The sequence below is a fragment of the Mycobacterium sp. genome (assembly GCF_049802695.1).
In the GTDB taxonomy this organism is placed as follows: Bacteria; Actinomycetota; Actinomycetes; order Mycobacteriales; family Mycobacteriaceae; genus Mycobacterium.
Map to the genome: position 1 here is coordinate 1 of NZ_JBARMY010000392.1, position 18,525 is coordinate 18,525.

16 protein-coding genes and 1 pseudogene are annotated in these 18,525 nt (G+C 65.4%); 12 read left to right on the forward strand and 5 right to left on the reverse strand.

Annotated elements, in window-relative coordinates:
• Positions 1-973 (forward strand): annotated as a pseudogene (locus tag WA317_RS15920) (intein-containing recombinase RecA); the annotation flags it as partial.
• Entirely contained in the window at positions 939-1,457 is a 519-nt protein-coding gene (gene recX, locus WA317_RS15925) for a recombination regulator RecX (protein WP_425173946.1), read from the forward strand. The pseudogene WA317_RS15920 and the gene recX, both read left to right, overlap by 35 nt.
• A 26-nt stretch (positions 1,458-1,483) precedes the next feature.
• Here recX and WA317_RS15930 read toward each other — a convergent pair whose 3' ends face one another.
• Positions 1,484-2,074 carry a TetR/AcrR family transcriptional regulator gene (locus tag WA317_RS15930; protein WP_425173947.1) on the reverse strand — a complete coding sequence of 197 codons (591 nt, stop codon included), beginning with the start codon at positions 2,072-2,074 and terminating at the stop codon, positions 1,484-1,486.
• A 75-nt stretch (positions 2,075-2,149) separates the two neighbouring features.
• Here WA317_RS15930 and WA317_RS15935 point away from each other — a divergent pair, with 75 nt between their 5' ends.
• The 3 genes from WA317_RS15935 to WA317_RS15945 all read left to right on the forward strand — a co-directional run bounded on the left by WA317_RS15935 (position 2,150) and on the right by WA317_RS15945 (position 4,972).
• Complete coding sequence (locus tag WA317_RS15935; protein ID WP_425173948.1) at positions 2,150-2,767, forward strand: DUF2867 domain-containing protein; 618 nt, start codon at positions 2,150-2,152, stop codon at positions 2,765-2,767.
• A 70-nt stretch (positions 2,768-2,837) separates the two neighbouring features.
• Positions 2,838-4,367 (forward strand): tRNA (N6-isopentenyl adenosine(37)-C2)-methylthiotransferase MiaB, encoded by a 1,530-nt coding sequence (gene miaB, locus WA317_RS15940; RefSeq protein ID WP_425173949.1) that lies wholly within the window; start codon positions 2,838-2,840, stop codon positions 4,365-4,367.
• A complete protein-coding gene (locus WA317_RS15945) occupies positions 4,364-4,972 on the forward strand; it encodes a hypothetical protein (protein WP_425173950.1) in 609 nt (202 codons plus the stop codon). Before miaB ends, WA317_RS15945 begins: the two co-directional genes overlap by 4 nt.
• A 12-nt stretch (positions 4,973-4,984) precedes the next feature.
• Here WA317_RS15945 and WA317_RS15950 read toward each other — a convergent pair whose 3' ends face one another.
• Together WA317_RS15950 and WA317_RS15955 are read right to left on the reverse strand one after the other, a co-directional pair.
• A complete protein-coding gene (locus WA317_RS15950; RefSeq protein WP_425173951.1) occupies positions 4,985-6,310 on the reverse strand; it encodes a DUF349 domain-containing protein in 1,326 nt (441 codons plus the stop codon).
• A 328-nt stretch (positions 6,311-6,638) separates the two neighbouring features.
• Positions 6,639-8,132: an MFS transporter gene (locus tag WA317_RS15955; RefSeq protein ID WP_425173952.1), complete on the reverse strand. Its 1,494-nt coding sequence runs from the start codon at positions 8,130-8,132 to the stop codon at positions 6,639-6,641.
• Between the two features lie 154 nt (positions 8,133-8,286).
• Here WA317_RS15955 and WA317_RS15960 point away from each other — a divergent pair, with 154 nt between their 5' ends.
• The 5 genes from WA317_RS15960 to WA317_RS15980 all read left to right on the forward strand — a co-directional run bounded on the left by WA317_RS15960 (position 8,287) and on the right by WA317_RS15980 (position 13,902).
• On the forward strand, positions 8,287-8,973 hold the full coding sequence (locus WA317_RS15960) for a hypothetical protein (protein WP_425173953.1): 687 nt from the start codon (positions 8,287-8,289) through the stop codon (positions 8,971-8,973).
• A complete protein-coding gene (gene miaA, locus WA317_RS15965; protein WP_425173954.1) occupies positions 8,970-9,878 on the forward strand; it encodes a tRNA (adenosine(37)-N6)-dimethylallyltransferase MiaA in 909 nt (302 codons plus the stop codon). Before WA317_RS15960 ends, miaA begins: the two co-directional genes overlap by 4 nt.
• A gap of 15 nt (positions 9,879-9,893) precedes the next feature.
• Complete coding sequence (gene dapF / locus WA317_RS15970; RefSeq protein ID WP_425173955.1) at positions 9,894-10,778, forward strand: diaminopimelate epimerase; 885 nt, start codon at positions 9,894-9,896, stop codon at positions 10,776-10,778.
• A gap of 45 nt (positions 10,779-10,823) precedes the next feature.
• Positions 10,824-12,245 (forward strand): GTPase HflX, encoded by a 1,422-nt coding sequence (hflX, locus tag WA317_RS15975; protein ID WP_425173956.1) that lies wholly within the window; start codon positions 10,824-10,826, stop codon positions 12,243-12,245.
• A 286-nt stretch (positions 12,246-12,531) separates the two neighbouring features.
• Positions 12,532-13,902 carry a DEAD/DEAH box helicase gene (locus WA317_RS15980; RefSeq protein WP_425173957.1) on the forward strand — a complete coding sequence of 457 codons (1,371 nt, stop codon included), beginning with the start codon at positions 12,532-12,534 and terminating at the stop codon, positions 13,900-13,902.
• Between the two features lie 7 nt (positions 13,903-13,909).
• Here WA317_RS15980 and WA317_RS15985 read toward each other — a convergent pair whose 3' ends face one another.
• Complete coding sequence (locus WA317_RS15985; protein ID WP_425173958.1) at positions 13,910-14,536, reverse strand: hypothetical protein; 627 nt, start codon at positions 14,534-14,536, stop codon at positions 13,910-13,912.
• A 47-nt stretch (positions 14,537-14,583) separates the two neighbouring features.
• Between WA317_RS15985 and WA317_RS15990 the strand changes: the two genes are divergently transcribed.
• Positions 14,584-15,744: an acyl-CoA dehydrogenase family protein gene (locus tag WA317_RS15990; protein WP_425173959.1), complete on the forward strand. Its 1,161-nt coding sequence runs from the start codon at positions 14,584-14,586 to the stop codon at positions 15,742-15,744.
• On the opposite strand, the gene WA317_RS15995 is transcribed toward WA317_RS15990, so the two are convergent.
• A complete protein-coding gene (locus WA317_RS15995; RefSeq protein ID WP_425173960.1) occupies positions 15,741-16,925 on the reverse strand; it encodes a TerC/Alx family metal homeostasis membrane protein in 1,185 nt (394 codons plus the stop codon). The genes WA317_RS15990 and WA317_RS15995 overlap by 4 nt on opposite strands.
• Positions 16,926-17,148: 223 nt before the next feature.
• Here WA317_RS15995 and WA317_RS16000 point away from each other — a divergent pair.
• Positions 17,149-18,525 (forward strand): LGFP repeat-containing protein (locus WA317_RS16000; RefSeq protein WP_425173961.1); only part of this gene is annotated, 1,377 nt, incomplete at its 3' end.

An 18,525-nucleotide genomic window follows, 5' to 3' on the forward strand; every position in this document is an offset into this window, starting at 1 on the left:
CGAGCTGCAGCGCGCGGTGTATCTAGGGGACGGCAAGAAGTTCTTCTCTCAGGAGTACCTCAAGGCGCTGACGCCGCTGGCCCTGGCCATCTGGTACATGGACGACGGCTCATTCAGTTTGCGCTCCAAGGGAGTGCAGGAACGCACTGCTGGCGGTAGCGGCCGCATCGAGATCTGCGTCGAGGCCATGACTGAAGGTACGCGGATTCGGTTGCGTGACTATCTACGCGACACTCACGGGTTAGATGTGCGTCTACGCTCCGCCGGCTCGGCTGGCAAGGCAGTACTGGTGTTCTCCACGGTGGCGACGGCGAAGTTCGAAGAGATGGTGGCGCCCTACATGGCGCCGTCCATGGAGTACAAACTGCTGCCCCGATTCCGTGGTCAAAGCAGGGTGACGCCGGAATTTGTCGCACCTACTCAGCGGCTGGTACCGGCTCGAGTGCTGGATGTGCACGTCAAACCGCACACCCGGTCTATGAATCGCTTTGATATCGAAGTCGAGGGTAATCACAACTACTTCGTCGACGATGTGATGGTGCACAATTCGCCCGAAACCACCACGGGCGGCAAGGCTTTGAAGTTCTACGCCTCCATCCGACTGGACGTGCGTCGCATCGAGACGCTCAAGGACGGTACCGACGCGGTCGGCAACCGCACCCGCTGCAAGGTGGTCAAGAACAAGGTCTCGCCGCCGTTCAAGCAGGCCGAGTTCGACATCCTCTACGGCAAGGGCATCAGTAAGGAAGGCTCGCTGATCGACATGGGTGTCGACCAGGGCTTCATTCGCAAGTCCGGCTCCTGGTTCACGTATGTGGGCGAGCAGCTCGGTCAGGGCAAAGAGAACGCCCGCAACTTCCTGCTGGGAAACGTCGAGGTGGCCAACGAGATCGAGAAGAAGATCAAGGAAAAGCTCGGCATTGGCGCAGTGGTGACCGATGAAGACGTCTTGCCCGCACCCGTCGACTTCTGAGCCGTCGCGCGAGGAGCAGGCGCGGGCATTGTGCCTGGGTCTGCTTACCGCGCGCTCGCGCACCAGGGCGGAGCTGGCCGGTCAGCTGGCCAAGCGGGGCTATCCCGACGACGTCAGCGCCCGGGTGCTCGACCGGCTGGCTGCCGTCCGCCTGATCGACGACACCGACTTCGCTGAGCAGTGGGTGCACTCCCGGCGGGCCAACGCCGCGAAAGGTAAGCGCGTGTTGGCGGCGGAGCTGCGCACCAAAGGCGTCGACAACGACGTGATCACCGCGGTGCTGAGCGGGATCGACGCCGAAGTCGAGCGGAACCGGGCCGAGAAGCTGGTGCGGACCAAGCTGCGGCGCGAGACCCTCGACGACGACGTGCGGGTCAGCCGAAGGCTGGTAGCGATGCTGGCGCGGCGGGGCTACAACCAAACCATGGCGTGCGATGTCGTCAGCGCGGAACTGGCCGCCGAACGGGAGCGCAGACGGGTCTAAGCCCGGCGGTACGTGTAGCGGACGCCTCAGCGTGTGTGGCGACCGCGCGCGGGGCGCCTATCAGTCGTGGTCAGCAAACTGTCCAGGGCATAGCTGATGACGTCGCGTCGAGAGCGGCCGTTGTGCTCAGCGGTAATCAAACTGCTTCCAACGAAGAGCGAGAACGCCTGAAAGCTGCGCGCCTCGGCGTCATCATCATCGCAGCCGATCTGCCGGAATAGCTTGCGCAGATAGGCCATTCTCCGGTTGTCCACACGGTTGAGTCGCGTGCCAACGCCGGAATTGCGGCGGGCCCAGTCGCGGACCGCCAGTTCGGCCGCGAGTCCACGGTCAGCATGACGGCGCGCGAGATCGAACAGGTGGCGCAACTTAGTGCCCGCGTCGTCTTCGGAGTTTTCAATCCGGCGGATGACGTCATCGACGACCGTCTGCTCCCAGGTATCGAGCATGCGCTCCACTAAGGCATTGCGGTCGACGAACTCCCCGTAGAAACCACCCTTCGTGACCCCAAGGGTCGCCGCCAGCGCCTCGACCCGGATGGCATCAGGGCCCCCTTCGGCCAAGGCAGTCAGCGCCGCATCAATCCATGCTTCTGGCGGCGTCTTCCTCGCAGGCACAGCAGGAGGTTATACGGCGGCGTATATTTCGGCTACTCTGAGAGGCGTTATACGGACTCGTATAAGAGAGTGGTCATGCGGATCTCTAACGCAGTACAACTGTCGCAGCCATGGCGCGTGCACAGCGTCGTCGACGACTTCACCCTTGAAGATGTGTGGAGACTTCCCGCCGTCAGCGGCGACACAGACGACTTCACCAGCGTTTTAGAAATGGTCACCGATTCAGATCCCCTCAACGCCGAATCGACAGCCACCCGATTCTTGTGGGACGTGCGGGACCGCTTGGGCGCCTGGTTCGGTCTGGGTCGTATATCGACCACTGCGGGTGGTCAGAAGCGGTTGCCCATCCCCGGAACGAGCGAGTTTTCCCTCGCTGATCGATTACCGCGGGATCTGCGTGGCTCTGCGGACGACGTGCATTTCGCCCATCTGCCATTTGTGCCGCTGTACCGCACCGAAGACGAGTTCGCCGCCGAGATATCGAACCAGACAGTTCACGGCGTTATGCACCTCGCGTGGGTCGGCAGCGGAAGCGGCGACAATCATGAGGCGCAGATGGCTGTGTACGTCAAACCACGTGGCCGATCCGGTCGCATGTATATGGCCTTCATCAAGCCGTTTCGGTACTTGATCGTCTATCCCGCACTTGAGCGCCAACTCACACGCGCCTGGAGCCATCGCCGAACGAACTAGGACCTGGCGACTACGAGCGGTAGTCGGTACGCGAAAGTCCGACGCCACCCGATCGCCGTACCATGGCCGAGTGAGTTCGGTAGTGGTGGGAGGCGCCGCAGCGGCCCAGAGTGCCGCGTCCGTCTCGGCACGCACCTATCAGGTCCGGACCTACGGCTGCCAGATGAACGTCCACGATTCGGAGCGGTTGGCTGGTCTGCTCGAAGCCGCCGGCTACCTGCGCGCGCCCGACGGCGCCGACGCCGACGTGGTGGTGTTCAACACTTGTGCGGTTCGCGAGAATGCCGACAACAAGCTGTACGGCAACCTCAGCCATTTGGCGCCGCGCAAGCGCGACGACCCGGGCATGCAAATAGCTGTCGGCGGCTGCCTGGCACAGAAGGACCGCGAGGCCGTATTGAGCAAGGCGCCGTGGGTTGACGTCGTCTTCGGCACCCATAACCTCGGGTCGCTGCCCACGCTGCTCGACCGGGCCCGGCACAACAAGATCGCCCAAGTCGAGATCGCCGAGGCGCTGCGCGAGTTCCCGTCGTCGCTGCCGACATCCCGTGACTCCGCATATTCGGCATGGGTCTCCATCTCCGTCGGCTGCAACAACAGCTGCACGTTCTGCATCGTCCCGTCGCTGCGGGGGAAGGAAGTCGACCGGACACCCGACGACATCCTCGCCGAGGCGCGGTCGCTGGTGGGCAGCGGCGTGCTCGAGATAACCATGCTAGGACAGAACGTGAACGCCTACGGGGTCTCCTTCGCTGACCCCCGATTGCCCCGCAACCGGGGCGCATTCGCCGAACTGCTTCGATCCTGCGGACGCATCGACGGCCTGGAACGGGTCCGCTTCACCTCGCCGCACCCGGCTGAGTTCACCGACGACGTCATCGAGGCGATGGCGGTCACTTCCAACGTGTGTCCGGCCCTGCACATGCCGCTGCAATCCGGTTCAGACCGGATATTGCGGGCGATGCGACGGTCCTACCGCGCCGAGCGTTATCTCGGCATCCTTGAGCGTGTCCGCGCCGCGATGCCGCACGCTGCGATCACCACCGACTTGATCGTCGGTTTTCCCGGTGAGACCGAAGAGGACTTTGCAGCGACCTTGGACGTCGTGCGTCAGGCGCGCTTCTCCGCTGCGTTCACCTTCCAGTATTCCAAGCGGCCCGGCACCCCGGCCGCCGAACTCGACGGTCAGCTACCGAAAGCCGTTGTGCAGGAACGCTATGAACGATTGGTGGCGGTGCAGGAACAGATCGCCCTGGAAGAGAACCGTGCGCAGGTCGGGAAGACCGTCGAGCTTCTGGTCGCCACTGGGGAAGGCCGTAAGGACGCCCGCACCGCCCGTATGAGTGGCCGGGCCCGCGACGGCCGGTTGGTGCACTTCGCGCCGGGCGCGTTGCAGGTGCGCCCCGGTGATGTGGTCACCACAGACATCACCGACGCCGCGCCGCACCATTTGATCGCAGACGCAGGCGTGCTGACCCACCGTCGCACCCGCGCCGGCGACGGTTACGCCGCCGGGACAACCGCAACGCACATCGGTCTCGGCATGCCCACGGTCGGGCGGCCGGCTGAGTCGCTGGAAACCCTTGGATGCACGCGATGACGCGCGACAACAAGCACCTCAGCGAGTTCGACGCCTTCCGTCCCGACCTCGAGGACGCCGAACGGCGTATTGCACGCGAAATCGAGCCGGGGGCACGAGCCTTGGTGGTTTCGATCCTGGTGTTCGTGCTGCTGGCGTCGTTCGTTCTGCCGCACACCGGCGACGTGCGGGGTTGGGATGTGTTGTTCGGCAGCCACCATGCGGGCGCGGCTGCAGTGGCCCTGCCGTCCCGGGTGTTCGTCTGGCTCACGCTGGTCTTCGGTGTCGGCTTTTCGATGCTGGCTTTGCTGACCCGGCGCTGGGCGCTGGCCTGGGTGGCCCTGGCCGGTTCGGCGCTGGCCACCGCGGTCGGCCTGTTGGCCGTCTGGTCGCGGCAGACGGTGGCCGCCGGCCACCCCGGCCCCGGCGTCGGCTTGATTCTGGCCTGGATCACGCTGATGCTGCTGTCGTTCCACTGGGCCAGGGTGGTGTGGTCGCGGACCGTGGTGCAGCTCGCTGCCGAAGAGCAGCGTCGGCGCGCCGCCGCGGAGCAGCAGTCGCGGCCGCTGCTCGAACGCTTCAGCGAGCCTGATACGGCGCCACCCGACACCGACGAAGCGGGATAAACCACCCGCCGGTTATGGCCGCCGGGTCAGCGCCTCGGCGGCGGCGTCGGCCCACTGCCGCCACTGCTCTGCGTTCGCCTGAGCCTCGGCAGCCTCTTTGCTGCGGCCTGCAGTGGCTGCCTTCTGCGCCTGACGTTCGAACTGCTCAGCGCGGACACGGAACTGCTCAGCGCGGGCCTGCGCCTGCGGGTCGACCGAACTAGACGCCGTTTCGCGCACCTTCTTCTCCACCGCCCGCATCCGCCGCTCCAGGTCGGCCGACCGTTCCCGGGGCACCTTGCCGATAGCTTCCCACCGATCACCGATCGAGCGCAGGGCTGCCCGGGCGGCTTCCTGATTGCTGGTGTCCAGCTTCTCCGCTTCGCGCAGCAGTGCCTCTTTGGCGTCGGCGTTGGCGTGCAGTACCGCATCTTGCTCGGCGGTGGCTGAATTGCGCGCCTTGAAGAAGGTGTCCTGCGCGCCTTTGAAACGGCGCCACAGCGCGTCGTCGACGTCACGGCTTGCTCGCCCGGCAGCTTTCCACTCCGTGAGCAACTTGCGAAATTCAGCGCTGGTGGCTCCCCAGTCGGTCGACTCGACCAGTTCTTCGGCGCGCGCGCACAGCCGCTCCTTGGCATCGCGGGCAGTTGACCGTTCGCGGTCCAGCTCGGCGAAATGAGATCCTCGGCGCCGATTGAACGTTTCTCGGGCCGCGGAATAACGCTTCCACAAGGCGTCGTCAGTCTTGCGGTCCAGGCCGCCGACCGTCTTCCATTCGTCCAATATCGTCCGCAGCCGGTCACCGGCGGTTTTCCACTGCGTCGCGGTGGCGGCCAGCTCTTCAGCCTCGGCGGCCAACGCCTCTTTGCGCGCGGTCTGAGCGGCGCGCTGTTCGTTGCGCCGTGCACGCTCGGCCACAGCTATGGATTCGGCGCGTTCCCGGATGGTGGTCAGCCGCTGGGCGAGCGCGTCGACATCACCCAGCACATGCGCCGTCGGCAGCGTTTCTTCGAGGGTGGCCGCGGCAGCCTTGATCTTGCGTGCGTCACCGGTACCCGAGGCCAACCGCTCCTCCATGAGCGTGACCTCAGTGCTCAGGTCGTCGAAGCGCCGGCCGAAATGGGCGAACGCCGCATCGGCGTCGCCTGCTTGCCAGGAACCGACGACGCGCTCACCGGCAGGGGTGATCAGCCACACCGTGCCGTCGTCGTCGACCCGTCCGAACCGGCGCGGATTGTTGGCAGGGGGCCCGATGACCGGGTGGGCGGTGGGTCTGAGTGACGGACGCGGTCCCGGACGCGGGCCCGGACGGGGAACCGCCGGCCTGGTTTCGTTGCTGTGCGAGTCTTCAACAGTCATGGGCCACCGTCACCTACCCTTCGCGCGGTAAGCCCCGCGCATCTGCCGCGCATCGCGGCGCCGTCAGCTGGATCTGCGGAGAACTGCATTTGCGGCTCAGCCCGTCCCGCATCTGCCGGTCCGCACAGGTCCCGACAGTCATTCAAGCAGCTTGGCGGGCCGTGCGCCGCCGCCTTGGCGTTGCCGGCCGCGCCGGAATTCTATGCCCGAGTCGCGGCAGCGTTGGCGGGATGATCTTTCCTCAATCCGTGTTTTGCGCCGGCGCGGTGACGGCCTCGGGCTCGTCGACGTCGAGCCGTTCGCCGCCAGGGCACCGGGCTTCAGCCGATTAGGCAATCGAGCCGGGCCCGATTTCCGCCGACTCATCCTCCTCAGCGTCGGCCACCGTCAACGGCAACGCCAGATCTTCCAGCGACTGGCCTTCAGCCGCAATACCGAGCCGCAGTTCTACCAGGCCGGCGATCGCCATCACGACCGCTCCGAGGAGCAATGACCAGACAACCTGACCGCGCTGCCCGGAATTGATCAACTGACCGAACAGCAACGGCCCGCTGATGCCGCCGATCGCGGTGCCCACCGCATAGAAGAATGCGATCGCGAGCGCCCTGGTTTCCATCGGGAAGATCTCGCTGACGGTCAAATAGGCCGCGCTGCCACCCGCTGACGCCAAGAAGAACACCGCTGCCAGCACGGCGATGAATGTCCAAGCGCCGCCAGTTCGGGTCACGAACAGCACCGCGAGAACGAGGGCCACGACACCTGAACCCACGTAGGTCAAGGTGATCATCGGCTTGCGGCCCACCGTGTCGAACAGGCGACCGAGGACCAGGGGGCCAGCGAAATTACTCAGCGCCCACAGGATGACGAACAGTGGCACGTGCCCGGAGGTGATTCCGTAGAACCCGTGCAACAACGTGCCCAAGTTGAACGTCACGCCGTTGTAGAGGAACGCCTGCCCGATGAATAGTGCCAATCCGAGGACCGCGCGCCGCGGATAGAGCTTGAATGCCACCCGGGCGATCTCCCGGAAAGAAATCGTCTTGCGTTGTCGAATCCTGAGCGGCTTTCCATTGGGCTCACCGAGACGTTGGCCGGTTTGCCGCTCGACGTCCGCTTCGATGTCGCCGACGATCCGCTCCGCTTCCTGGTCGCGGCCGTGGATGATCAACCACCGGGGACTTTCCGGAATGTTGCGCCGGATAAGAAGGACGAAAACGCCGAAGATGGCGCCGATGCCGAACGCGAGCCGCCATCCGATATTCGCCGGGAAATGCGCCGTGTTCAGCAGCACCAGTGCGCCGCCCGCTCCCGCGGCCGAACCCAGCCAGTATGTTCCGTTGATAATCAGGTCCACGCGACCGCGAACACGAGCGGGAATCAGCTCGTCGATCGCCGAGTTGATCGCGGCGTATTCGCCGCCGATGCCGCAACCGGTGAAGAAAGTTGCGATGAAGAAGTACCACGGCGCGAACGCGAATGCGGTCGCGACCGTGGCGGCCAGGAAGACCGAGAGCGTCAGCATGAACAGCCTGCGCCGTCCGAAGCGATCCGTCAGGTGACCGAAGAACAATGCGCCCAAGCAGGCCCCGGTGATGTAGAACGCCGCCGCCACGCCGATGTCTGCAGGTGTGAGGTGGATGCCGCTGCCGTTTTCGGTGAGACGGGACGACACGTTGCCAACCATCGTGACCTCGAGCCCGTCGAGAATCCACACGCCGCCGAGCCCGACGACAACACGCCAGTGAAACCGCGACCAAGGCAGCCGGTCCAGTCGTGCCGGTATCTGGGTACTGATGATCCCGGTTTGGGCAGGTGTGCTCATGGCGGCTCCGTTCTTGGCGGACATAGTGATGTACCCGCGGGAGCGGATCGCACTCCTGGCAAAGTGATGTGTCGGTAGTCAAAGGCCTGCCCGAATCTGCCAATCGCGCCTGACTGAGTTTTTGCAGGCCTCGACGGGCATTAGTTTTGAGTGCGTGCTGAGCGCCATCGCGATCGTCCCGTCGCCGCCGGTACTGGTTCCGGAACTGGCCGGCGCCGCGGCTGCCGAAGTGGCGGACCTGCGGGAAGCGGTGATCGCCGCGGCGGCGTCGCTGCCGCCGCGCTGGATCGCCATCGGCGTCGACTATGAAGACCGCCTGATCAGCCAGGACGGTGTCGGCACGTTCGCCGGTTACGGCGTCGACGTTCAAGTACGGCTCTCTGCGGACGCCGACGGGGAACCCTCCGCCTTACCGCTGTGCGCGCTGTTCACCGCCTGGGTCCGGGGCCTTGCCCAGCCCAACGCCTGTGCCGAAGTCCGCGCCTACTCCGGCCATCTCGACGCGGACGCCGCACTGGCCGTGGGCCGCCGACTGCGGGCCGAGATTGACCAAATCGCCGAGCAGATCGGTGTGCTAATCGTCGCGGACGGCGCCAATACGCTGACCGCGGCTGCGCCCGGCGGTTACCAGCCCGGTGACATCGAGGTCCAGCGTGCGCTGGACGACGCGCTGGCCGGCGGTGTCGTCACTGCCCTGACCCGACTGCCTGCGCAAGTTGTCGGGCGGGCGGCATACCAGGTGCTGGCCGGGCTGGCTGAGCCGGCGCCGCGATCAGCGAAAGAGCTCTACGGCGGGGCGCCGTACGGTGTCGGCTACTTCGTCGGTGTCTGGCAGCCGTGAGACCACTGGCGATAGTCGGTCCCACCGGAACCGGCAAGTCGCGGTTGGCACTCGACGTCGCCGAACGGCTCGGCGCAGAGATTGTGAACGCCGACGCGATGCAGCTCTACCGCGGCATGGACATCGGCACCGCGAAGCTGTCCGTCGCGCAGCGCCGCGGCATCCCGCACCATCAGCTCGACGTCCTCAACGTCACCGAGACGGCCAGCGTCGCCCGCTACCAGCAGGCGGCAGCCGCCGACGTCGAAGCGATCGCCGCCCGCGGCGCGGTGCCCATCGTGGTGGGCGGTTCGATGCTCTACATTCAGTCGCTGCTCGACGACTGGAGCTTCCCGGCCACCGACCCGCAGGTTCGGGCCCGCTGGGAACTGCAGCTGGCCGACGTCGGCGTGGCCGGCCTGCACGCCGAGCTGACAAGGCGCGATCCGGTTGCTGCCGCGACGATCTTGCCGACGGACGCTCGCCGCATCGTCCGCGCCTTGGAGGTCGTCGAGCTGACCGGCCAACCGTTTGCGGCCTCGGCACCGGCCATCAGCAGCCCGCGCTGGGGGACCGTGATCGTCGGATTGGATTGCAACACCGAAGTCCTCGACGAGCAGCTGGCCCGGCGCACCGACGCGATGTTCGAGCACGGCCTCGTCGACGAGGTCGTCAGGCTGCTCGGACAGGGCTTGCGCGACGGCGTGACGGCTTCGCGTGCGCTGGGTTACGCGCAGGTGATCGCCGACCTCGACGCGGGCGGGAACGGCCAAGGCGGGCGCGAACCGACGTTCCTTGGCACCCGCCGCTATGTGCGACGGCAGCGGTCGTGGTTTCGCCGCGATCACCGCATCCACTGGATCGACGTCGGCAGCGCGAACGACATCGTCGATACGGCGTTGGGAGTGTGGCGGCACGTATCCTGAGCAGGTGATCCGCAGATGATTTTCGCGAAGGGCCACGGCACGCAGAACGATTTCGTGCTGCTGCGAGACCTGGACGCAACGCTCGCGCTGACCCCTGCTGCGGTCAGTGCGCTGTGCGATCGCCGCCGCGGTTTAGGGGCCGACGGAGTGCTGCGCGTCACTACCGCCGGCGCCGCACTGGCGGCCGGCGTGCTCGACCGGCTCCCCGAAGGGGTTGATTCCGGCGACTGGTACATGGATTACCGCAACGCCGACGGGTCGATAGCGCAAATGTGCGGCAACGGAGTGCGGGTGTTCGCGCATTACCTGCGCGCCAGCGGATTAGAGCCGCGCGACGAATTCGTTGTTGGGTCGCTGGCCGGTCCCCGCCCGGTCACCATCCACCGCGTCGATCACGTCAACGCCGATGTCACCGTCGACATGGGCAAAGCCAATCGGCTCGGAAGCGGGGGCGAGGCTTTCGAGGCAATAGTCGGTGGTCGGCGCTTCGCCGGCCTGGCGGTCGACGTCGGCAACCCGCACCTGGCCTGCGTCGACCCCGGCCTGACCGCAGCGGCGTTGGCGGGGCTGGACGTCGCGGCGCCGGTCATGTTCGACAGCGCCCAGTTTCCTGACGGAGTCAACGTCGAGATTTTGACCGCGCCCGAAGACGGGGCGGTCGTCATGCGGGTGCACGAACGCGGCGTCGGCGAAACCCGGTCCTGTGGGACAGGAACCGTCGCCGCCGCGGTCGCGGCATTGGCCATGACCGGCGCCACCACCGGCACCTTGACGGTCCACCTGCCGGGCGGTGAGGTCGTCGTCACGATCAGCGAAGCCACCAGTTACCTGCGCGGTCCGTCGGTGTTGGTGGCCCACGGCGAGCTGAGCGGGGGATGGTGGCGGGCTCAGCACCGTTGATTCGGATGCATTCCGCCGTCCCGGCGGGCACCATGTTTACTAGCTATGACATATCCCGATTCCTTTCCGCCCACTGCGGCTGAGCCCAGCACGGGCGAACTCGCGCTCGACGACCGGACAGCGCTGCGCCGCGTCGCCGGCCTGTCCACCGAACTCACCGACGTCTCTGAGGTCGAGTACCGCCAGCTGCGCCTCGAGCGGGTGGTGCTGGTCGGTGTCTGGACCGACGGCAGCGCCGCCGAGGCCGCAGCCAGCCTGGCCGAACTCGGCGCACTCGCCGAAACAGCCGGCTCACTGGTGCTCGAAGGGCTGGTGCAGCGCCGTGCCAAGCCCGACCCGTCGACGTACATCGGCTCAGGTAAGGCGCAGGAGCTGCGCGAGGTGGTGCTGGCCACCGGCGCCGACACGGTGATCTGCGACGGAGAGCTGTCTCCGGCGCAGCTCAATGCGCTGGAGAAGGCCGTGAAAGTCAAGGTGATCGACCGCACGGCGCTGATCCTCGACATCTTCGCTCAGCACGCCACCAGCCGCGAAGGCAAGGCTCAAGTGTCGCTGGCGCAGATGGAGTACATGTTGCCGCGGCTGCGAGGCTGGGGCGAGTCGATGTCGCGGCAGGCTGGTGGTCGTGCGGGCGGCAGCACCGGCGGTGTGGGCACCCGCGGTCCGGGTGAGACCAAGATCGAGACCGACCGGCGGCGCATCCGCGAGCGGATGGCCAAGCTGCGCCGCGACATCAAGGACATGAAGCAGATCCGCGACACCCAGCGCAGCCGCCGGCTGGCCAGCGACGTGCCCTCGATCGCGATCGTCGGCTACACCAACGCCGGCAAGTCCAGCCTGCTGAACACGCTGACCGGTGCCGGGGTGCTGGTGCAGGATGCGCTGTTTGCGACGCTGGAACCGACCACTCGACGGGCCGAGTTCGACGACGGTCGCGCTTTCGTGCTGACCGACACCGTCGGGTTCGTGCGGCACTTACCCACCCAGCTGGTCGAGGCGTTCCGGTCCACCCTGGAGGAAGTCGTTAACGCTGACGTGCTGGTGCACGTCGTCGACGGCTCTGACGTCAACCCGCTCGCTCAGATCAACGCAGTGCGCGAGGTGGTATCCGAGGTGATCGCCGACCATCACGGTGATCCGGCGCCCGAGTTGCTGGTGGTCAACAAAGTCGACGCGGCAAGCGATCTGGGGCTGGCCAAGTTGCGCCGCGCGCTGCCCGGGGCGGTGTTCGTCTCAGCGTGCACCGGAGAGGGCATCGAGACGCTGCGCCAGCGGATCGCTGAGCTGGCTGTTCCCACCGACACCGCCGTCGACGTGGTGATCCCATACGACCGCGGTGATCTGGTGTCGCGCGTGCACGCCGACGGCCGGGTGCAGTTGACCGAGCACAACGGCAACGGCACCCGGATCAAGGCGCGGGTGCCGGTGGCGCTGGCCGCCAGCCTGCAGGAGTTCGCGGCGACCTGAGCTACCGGCGTCCGCCGGTGTCCGCTCCGTGCGGTAGAGTTGTGTTCAACAACGGCGTCACGAGGAATGACGCCGTTACGTCGTGAAACGCTTATCGATTCCCCCGGCGCGACCGCAGACAGCTGAGTCGTGGGCGGCAACGCCGAACCGGATGATCAGTGCCTCAAGCACGAGCAGTACTCGCGGCGATCGATTTTGCCCACCGGCAATCTCGCCAATGTGCCTGCCCGACCCGATTCCGCGGTGCGGTTCTGTGGCACAACGATGCCCGAAAGGCACCTCAGACATGACCACTCCAACTTTTGCCGACCTCGGCGTGCGTGAGCCACTTATCCAGGTGCTCGCCGCCAGCGGCGTCACTACCCCCTATCCGATTCAGCTGGAGACACTTCCCGATACCCTGGCAGGCCATGATGTGCTTGGCCGTGGGAAGACGGGCAGTGGAAAGACCCTCGCCTTCTCCATTCCACTGGTGACCCGGCTGGCCGGCGGGAAACGACGCCCCCTTCGGCCGTCGGGCCTGGTACTGGCACCGACACGGGAATTGGCCACCCAAATCTCCGCGGTGCTCGAACCGCTTGCGGCGGCATGCGGGCTGAAGGTCACCACCATCTTCGGCGGCGTCCCGCAAAACCGCCAGGTGGCAGCCCTCAAAGCTGGCGTCGACATCGTCGTCGCTTGCCCCGGCCGGCTCGAAGACTTGATGAAACAACGACTGATCAGCCTCGACGCAGTCCTGGTCACTGTGCTCGACGAGGCCGACCACATGGCCGATCTCGGATTCCTGCCCGGCGTAACCCGCATCCTGTCCGCTACGCCCGCCGCTGCTCAGCGGCTGCTGTTCTCCGCAACGCTCGACAACGGCGTCGATGTATTGGTTAGGCGTTTCCTGACCAACGAACTTTCGCACTCCGTCGACGAGATCGACGAGTCGCCATCGGCAATGACCCACCACGTCTTCTACGTCGCGGGGGCTGACGCTAAAAAGGACCTCGTGCGTCGACTGGCGGCCGGCACCGACCGCCGAATCCTGTTCATGCGCACCAAACATCAAGCCCGCAAGCTCGCCAGGCAGCTCACCGACTCGGGTATTCCCTCGGTGGATCTGCACGGGAATCTTTCCCAGCCTGCACGTGAGCGCAATCTGGCTGCCTTCGCTGCCGGCGAGGCTCGCGTGCTGGTGGCCACCGACATAGCGGCGCGTGGCGTCCACATCGACGAGGTCGAATTGGTGGTCCACGTCGATCCACCGGCCGAGCACAAGGCCTACCTACATCGATCCGGCCGCACCGCTCGGGCCGGGCGCACGGGCGACGTGGTCACTGTCGTGTTGCCAGAGCAGCGCAAAGACACCCAGGTGTTGCTGCGCAAGGCCGGTATCAACGTCAAGCCGCAACAGGTGACGGCCGACTCGGCGCCGGTACAGGCACTCGCCGGCGAGATCGGTCCACTGCGGCGCCCTGACCTGACGGCTGCCCGGCCGGTGAGCTCAGGTCCGGCGAAAGCGCAGAGCCGGCCAACCGGGGAGCCACGACAGCGACGGCAAGGTGGCGGGTCACGATATGCCCAGACCGAGCAGCACAGCCGGGGCCACGGCGGCCCTTCGCGCCCCGAAGGTCGGCGGCGCGCACGTCGGGCGCAGCAGAGCGCTCGCTAGTTCCGCCTTAACCGATGTCGTAGACCTCGGCGGCGGTTGCTCCCAATACCCGCTGCGCCAGCTGCGTTTTCAGCGCATCGAGTCGCCGCTCTTGGTCCAGTGTGCGATCTTGCATGCGGGCCAGATCAACGAATTCTGCGCTGACAAACCCGTCGCGCAGCAGGAGCGTGACCGTCTTACCGTCAATACCCACTTTGAAAATGAAATCCTCGAGCAATCGTCCGCGGTCGGGCCGCACCAGCGCCCGGTCGATTATGTAGCGGCCGTCCGTGACGGCGCGTGTCACTGCCTCGAAGCCGTCGCGCGCGCCGGGGCCACGAAACGCCGTGCGGATAAAGATCGAACGTCGCTGTGGCGGCACGTCGGGCGAAAGCACCGCGAATGCGCGTTGCATGGCTTTGAATGCGTTGGCGACGCCGCCGGGCGAGTGCGGGCCGGCATAGCGCAACAGGTCGGTGTAGGAGAACTCGAGCGTCTGCCCGCCTTCTTGCACCATGATCGTTTCGACCATGTCGCTGACTGTATGCCCGACGACGATGCGGGCCGTGGAGCGGCCTGAGGAGGAGTCGGGCAATCCAGCCTGCCCGACGACGATGCGGGCCGGGAAATGCCTGCCAGCTGACCAACCAACCATCTGGTTGGTATGTTGGGCGGCAGTGTTAACATTCGCCGGAGGTAGCCATGGGTAGTCCCGTGAAGTATGACCGCACGCTGTTCGGGCCCGACCACGACTTGTTCCGCGAGTCCTACCGGTCCTTCCTCGAACGCCACGTGGCGCCCTACCACGACGAGTGGGAGAAGGCGAAGATCGTCGACCGCGGCGTGTGGCTGGAGGCCGGCAAGCAGGGCTTCCTGGGTATGGCGGTGCCCGAAGAGTACGGCGGTGGCGGCGACCCGGACTTCCGCTACAACGCAATCATCACTGAGGAAACCACCCGAGGCAGGTACAGCGGCATCGGCTTCGGGCTGCACAACGACGTGGTGGCGCCCTACCTGCTGCGGCTGACCACTGAAGAGCAGAAGCAGCGCTGGCTGCCGAAATTCTGCACGGGCGAGTTGATTACGGCCATCGCGATGACCGAGCCCGGCACCGGCAGCGACCTGCAGGGCATCAAAACGCGGGCGGTCAAGCAGGGCGACCATTACATACTCAACGGCTCGAAGACGTTCATCACCAACGGCATAAACTCCGATCTGGTCGTCGTGGTGGCCCAAACCGATCCTGACAAGGGCGCTCAAGGCTTTTCACTGCTGGTCATCGAGCGCGGTATGGAAGGCTTCGATCGGGGTCGTCATCTCGACAAGATCGGACTCGACGCCCAGGACACCGCAGAGTTGTCCTTCACCGATGTGCACGTCCCCGCGGAGAACCTGCTCGGTGAAGAGGGCATGGGTTTCATATATCTGATGCAGAACCTGCCGCAGGAACGTATTTCGATCGCCATCATGGCCGCTGCCGCCATGGAGACGGTGCTGGAGCAAACCTTGCAGTACACCAAAGAGCGCAAAGCGTTTGGCCGGTCGGTCGGCAGCTTCCAGAACAGCCGGTTCCTGCTCGCTGAGCTGGCGACCGAAACCACCGTGGTTCGGATGATGGTCGACGAGTTCCTCCGGCTGCACCTCGACGAGAAGCTGACCGTGGAACAGGCCGCGATGGCCAAGTGGTACTCCACCGAAAAGCAGGTGCACCTCATCGACCGCTGTTTGCAGTTGCACGGCGGCTATGGCTACATGCGTGAATATCCAATCGCCCGAGCCTATCTGGACGCCCGGGTGCAGACGATCTACGGCGGCACCACCGAGATCATGAAGGAGATCATCGGTCGCAGCCTCGGCGTCTAGCTGGAGTTGTCGGCGTCGCGTGCCTCATGAGCGCGGTGCAATAGATCCGATAGATCTTGGCGCTGTATCCGCCGTCGGTAGTTGGTTGGCAGCGCTGCGATTCGGCGTTCCTCGGTGAGCAGCCGGTCGAAGATCTCCTCCCGCTCGGCTGGGTCGACGTCGTGGTCACGGTTCAGGTATGCCGTTGCATGACGGCGGGCGCCAGCCGCAGCGCTGTGCGCCCGTCCTGCGGGAGACAGCAAGGACACCACTGTTGTGAGCACAAGGATCACCACAATCAATGTCAACGAAGCCGAGGTGCTCAATTCCGTAACGGGTACCGGCTTACCGCGGTTGATGAACGGAACGTTGTTCGCGTGCAACGCTTGCAACATCAGCTTGACGCCGATGAGGCCGAGAACGGTGGCCAGGCCGTATGACAGATACACCAGCCGGTCCAGCAGCCGCTCGAGCAGAAAGTACAGCTGCCGCATAGTGAGCAGCGAGAACGCGGTGGCCGCGAACACGAGATAGACACTGCGGGTGAGCCCGAACATCGCCGGAATGGAATCGAAAGCGAACAACAGGTCAGTTCCGCCGACGGCGATCACCGCCAACAGCAATGGCGTCATGACCCGCCTGCCGTTCTCAACGGTGAACAGCCGGTCGCCGTCGTATCTGTCGGAGGTACGCACGACGCGCCTGGCGATGCGCACGGCCACCATGTCACCGCTGCCCTCGCCGGATCCCGACGGTTTGAGCAGGTTCCCCGCCGTGATGAAAAGAATCACGCTGAATACGTAGAACGCCGCATCGAACACCGCCACGAGTGCAGCACCGATGAAGATGAACGCTGTCCGGGCGATCAGGGCGAACATGACACCGAACAGCAGAACCTTCTGCTGGGCGGCCCGCGGGACCGCGAAACTGTTGACGAGGACCAGCAAGACGAACAGGTTGTCCACTGACAACGCTTCGTTGATGAGGTAGCCGGCGAAGTACTCGATGCCCGAGGAGGTCCCGGCGATAACGATCACGCTAAGGCCGAACACTATTGCGGCACCGATATAGATTCCCGACCAGATTGCGGCGCTACGCAACGTTTGCCGATGCGCCTTGCGAACATGAAAGGCGTAGTCGAACAACGCCAAGCCGGCAATGACGGCAATGGTCAGAGCCCAAATGAGTCCGGAAACTTCCATGTCAGTTGCGTTTCTCCCAGCGGGGGACATCGAATCTTTCGGCCACGGTTACCTACATACCCAGCTGTTTCCGACGCGACCCTGCATCATTTGGACATCGGCTGGGTATCCATTTTTGTAATGTCAGCTATATGACTTCGCAATTGCCCGTGGCTGTAGCAAAGTTGTGTGCCAGCCCTGCGACGATACGGGCAGTTGAGCGTAGCGGTGTTCGGGAGGCTGGGTGACTGCAGAGCGAGGTCGGGTCGGCACGGCGCTGAGCCGTGCCTTGGTTGCCGCGGCGATGACGGCGGCAGCAGCACTCTTATGGACGACCACCACCGCGACTGCGTCGCCGGAAACCGACGCCGACGATGCGATCACCGCTTCCTGGAAGGACGCCGGAGGCCCGACGTCGACCCTGGGTGACAAGCAAGGCGGCGTCTATCCGGTCGCCGACGGGTTCGCGCAGGACTTCGCCAACGGCAAGATGTTCTTCACCCCGGCGACCGGCGCCCGCGCGATCTTCGGGCCGATCCTGGACAAGTACGAGTCTTTGGGCGGCCCGGCCGGCAGTGATCTCGGATTCCCCACCATCAACGAGGTGCCCGGTTTGGCCGGGCCCGACAGCCGGGTCAGCACCTTCTCCGCGGGCGACAAGCCGGTCATCTTCTGGACACCCGACCACGGCGCATTCGTCGTGCGGGGCGCCATGAACGCCGCATGGGACAAACTGGGCAGTTCCGGAGGCACCCTAGGGGTTCCGGTCGGGGATGAGGCGGACGACGGTGAAGTCACCACCCAGGCGTTCAGCGGCGGCAAGGTGTCGTGGAATCGGCTGACCAAGGCATTCAGCACCACACCGCCGGAGCTGGCTCAGCAGCTCACCGGCCTGCAAGTGCCGATCGACCCGACCGCGGCGATCAACTCGGCCTGGCGCGCCACCGGTGGAGCCGGGGGAGCGCTGGGCGCCAAAGAGGGCGGCCAATACCCGATCGGCACCGACTCGTTCGGGCAGAACTTTGCGCACGGCAAGATCTTCTTGAACCCGGCTACCGGAGCGAACGCCGTCGAAAGCGACATTCTGGCGAAATACGAGTCACTCGGCGGACCGGTCGGCAGCGACCTGGGCTTCCCGACCGCCAACGAGGCCGACGGTGGCGTGATGAACAGCCGGATCAGCACATTCAACGCCGCCGACAAGCCGGTGATCTTCTGGACTCGCGGACACGGCGCATTCGTTCTGCGGGGCGCCATGAAGGCCGCATGGGACCAGCTCGGCGGCGCCAAAGGCAAGCTCGGTGCGCCGGTGGGCGACCAGACCGTCGACCGCGACGTCGTGACCCAGGACTTCACCGGCGGCAAAGTCTCCTGGGACCGCACGAAGAACACCTTCACCACCGAGCCGCCCAACCTGGCGTCGTTGCTGTCCGGTGTCCAAGTGCCGGGCCAGAATCACCCGAGCCGACCGGCTTCGTCCGGCGCCAAGCCGTCAGCGTGGCACTGGAGGTGGCTGCTGCTTGCCGTCCCGGTGTTGTTGCTGCTGGCGACACCGGCGTTGCTCGCGCTGCGGCCGGGCCGCCGTCGCGCCGCCGAAGGCGAACCGGCGGCCGTCGAGACG

Bases quoted from the DNA above. Each gene is read 5' to 3' on its own strand.
- recX (WP_425173946.1), top strand. From the start codon at position 939: ATGAAGACGTCTTGCCCGCACCCGTCGACTTCTGAGCCGTCGCGCGAG.
- WA317_RS15935 (WP_425173948.1), top strand. From the start codon at position 2,150: ATGCGGATCTCTAACGCAGTACAACTGTCGCAGCCATGGCGCGTGCAC.
- WA317_RS15945 (WP_425173950.1), top strand. From the start codon at position 4,364: ATGACGCGCGACAACAAGCACCTCAGCGAGTTCGACGCCTTCCGTCCC.
- WA317_RS15950 (WP_425173951.1), bottom strand. From the start codon at position 6,310: ATGACTGTTGAAGACTCGCACAGCAACGAAACCAGGCCGGCGGTTCCC.
- WA317_RS15955 (WP_425173952.1), bottom strand. From the start codon at position 8,132: ATGAGCACACCTGCCCAAACCGGGATCATCAGTACCCAGATACCGGCA.
- dapF (WP_425173955.1), top strand. From the start codon at position 9,894: ATGATTTTCGCGAAGGGCCACGGCACGCAGAACGATTTCGTGCTGCTG.
- hflX (WP_425173956.1), top strand. From the start codon at position 10,824: ATGACATATCCCGATTCCTTTCCGCCCACTGCGGCTGAGCCCAGCACG.
- WA317_RS15980 (WP_425173957.1), top strand. From the start codon at position 12,532: ATGACCACTCCAACTTTTGCCGACCTCGGCGTGCGTGAGCCACTTATC.
- WA317_RS15985 (WP_425173958.1), bottom strand. From the start codon at position 14,536: ATGGTTGGTTGGTCAGCTGGCAGGCATTTCCCGGCCCGCATCGTCGTC.
- WA317_RS15990 (WP_425173959.1), top strand. From the start codon at position 14,584: ATGGGTAGTCCCGTGAAGTATGACCGCACGCTGTTCGGGCCCGACCAC.
- WA317_RS15995 (WP_425173960.1), bottom strand. From the start codon at position 16,925: ATGGAAGTTTCCGGACTCATTTGGGCTCTGACCATTGCCGTCATTGCC.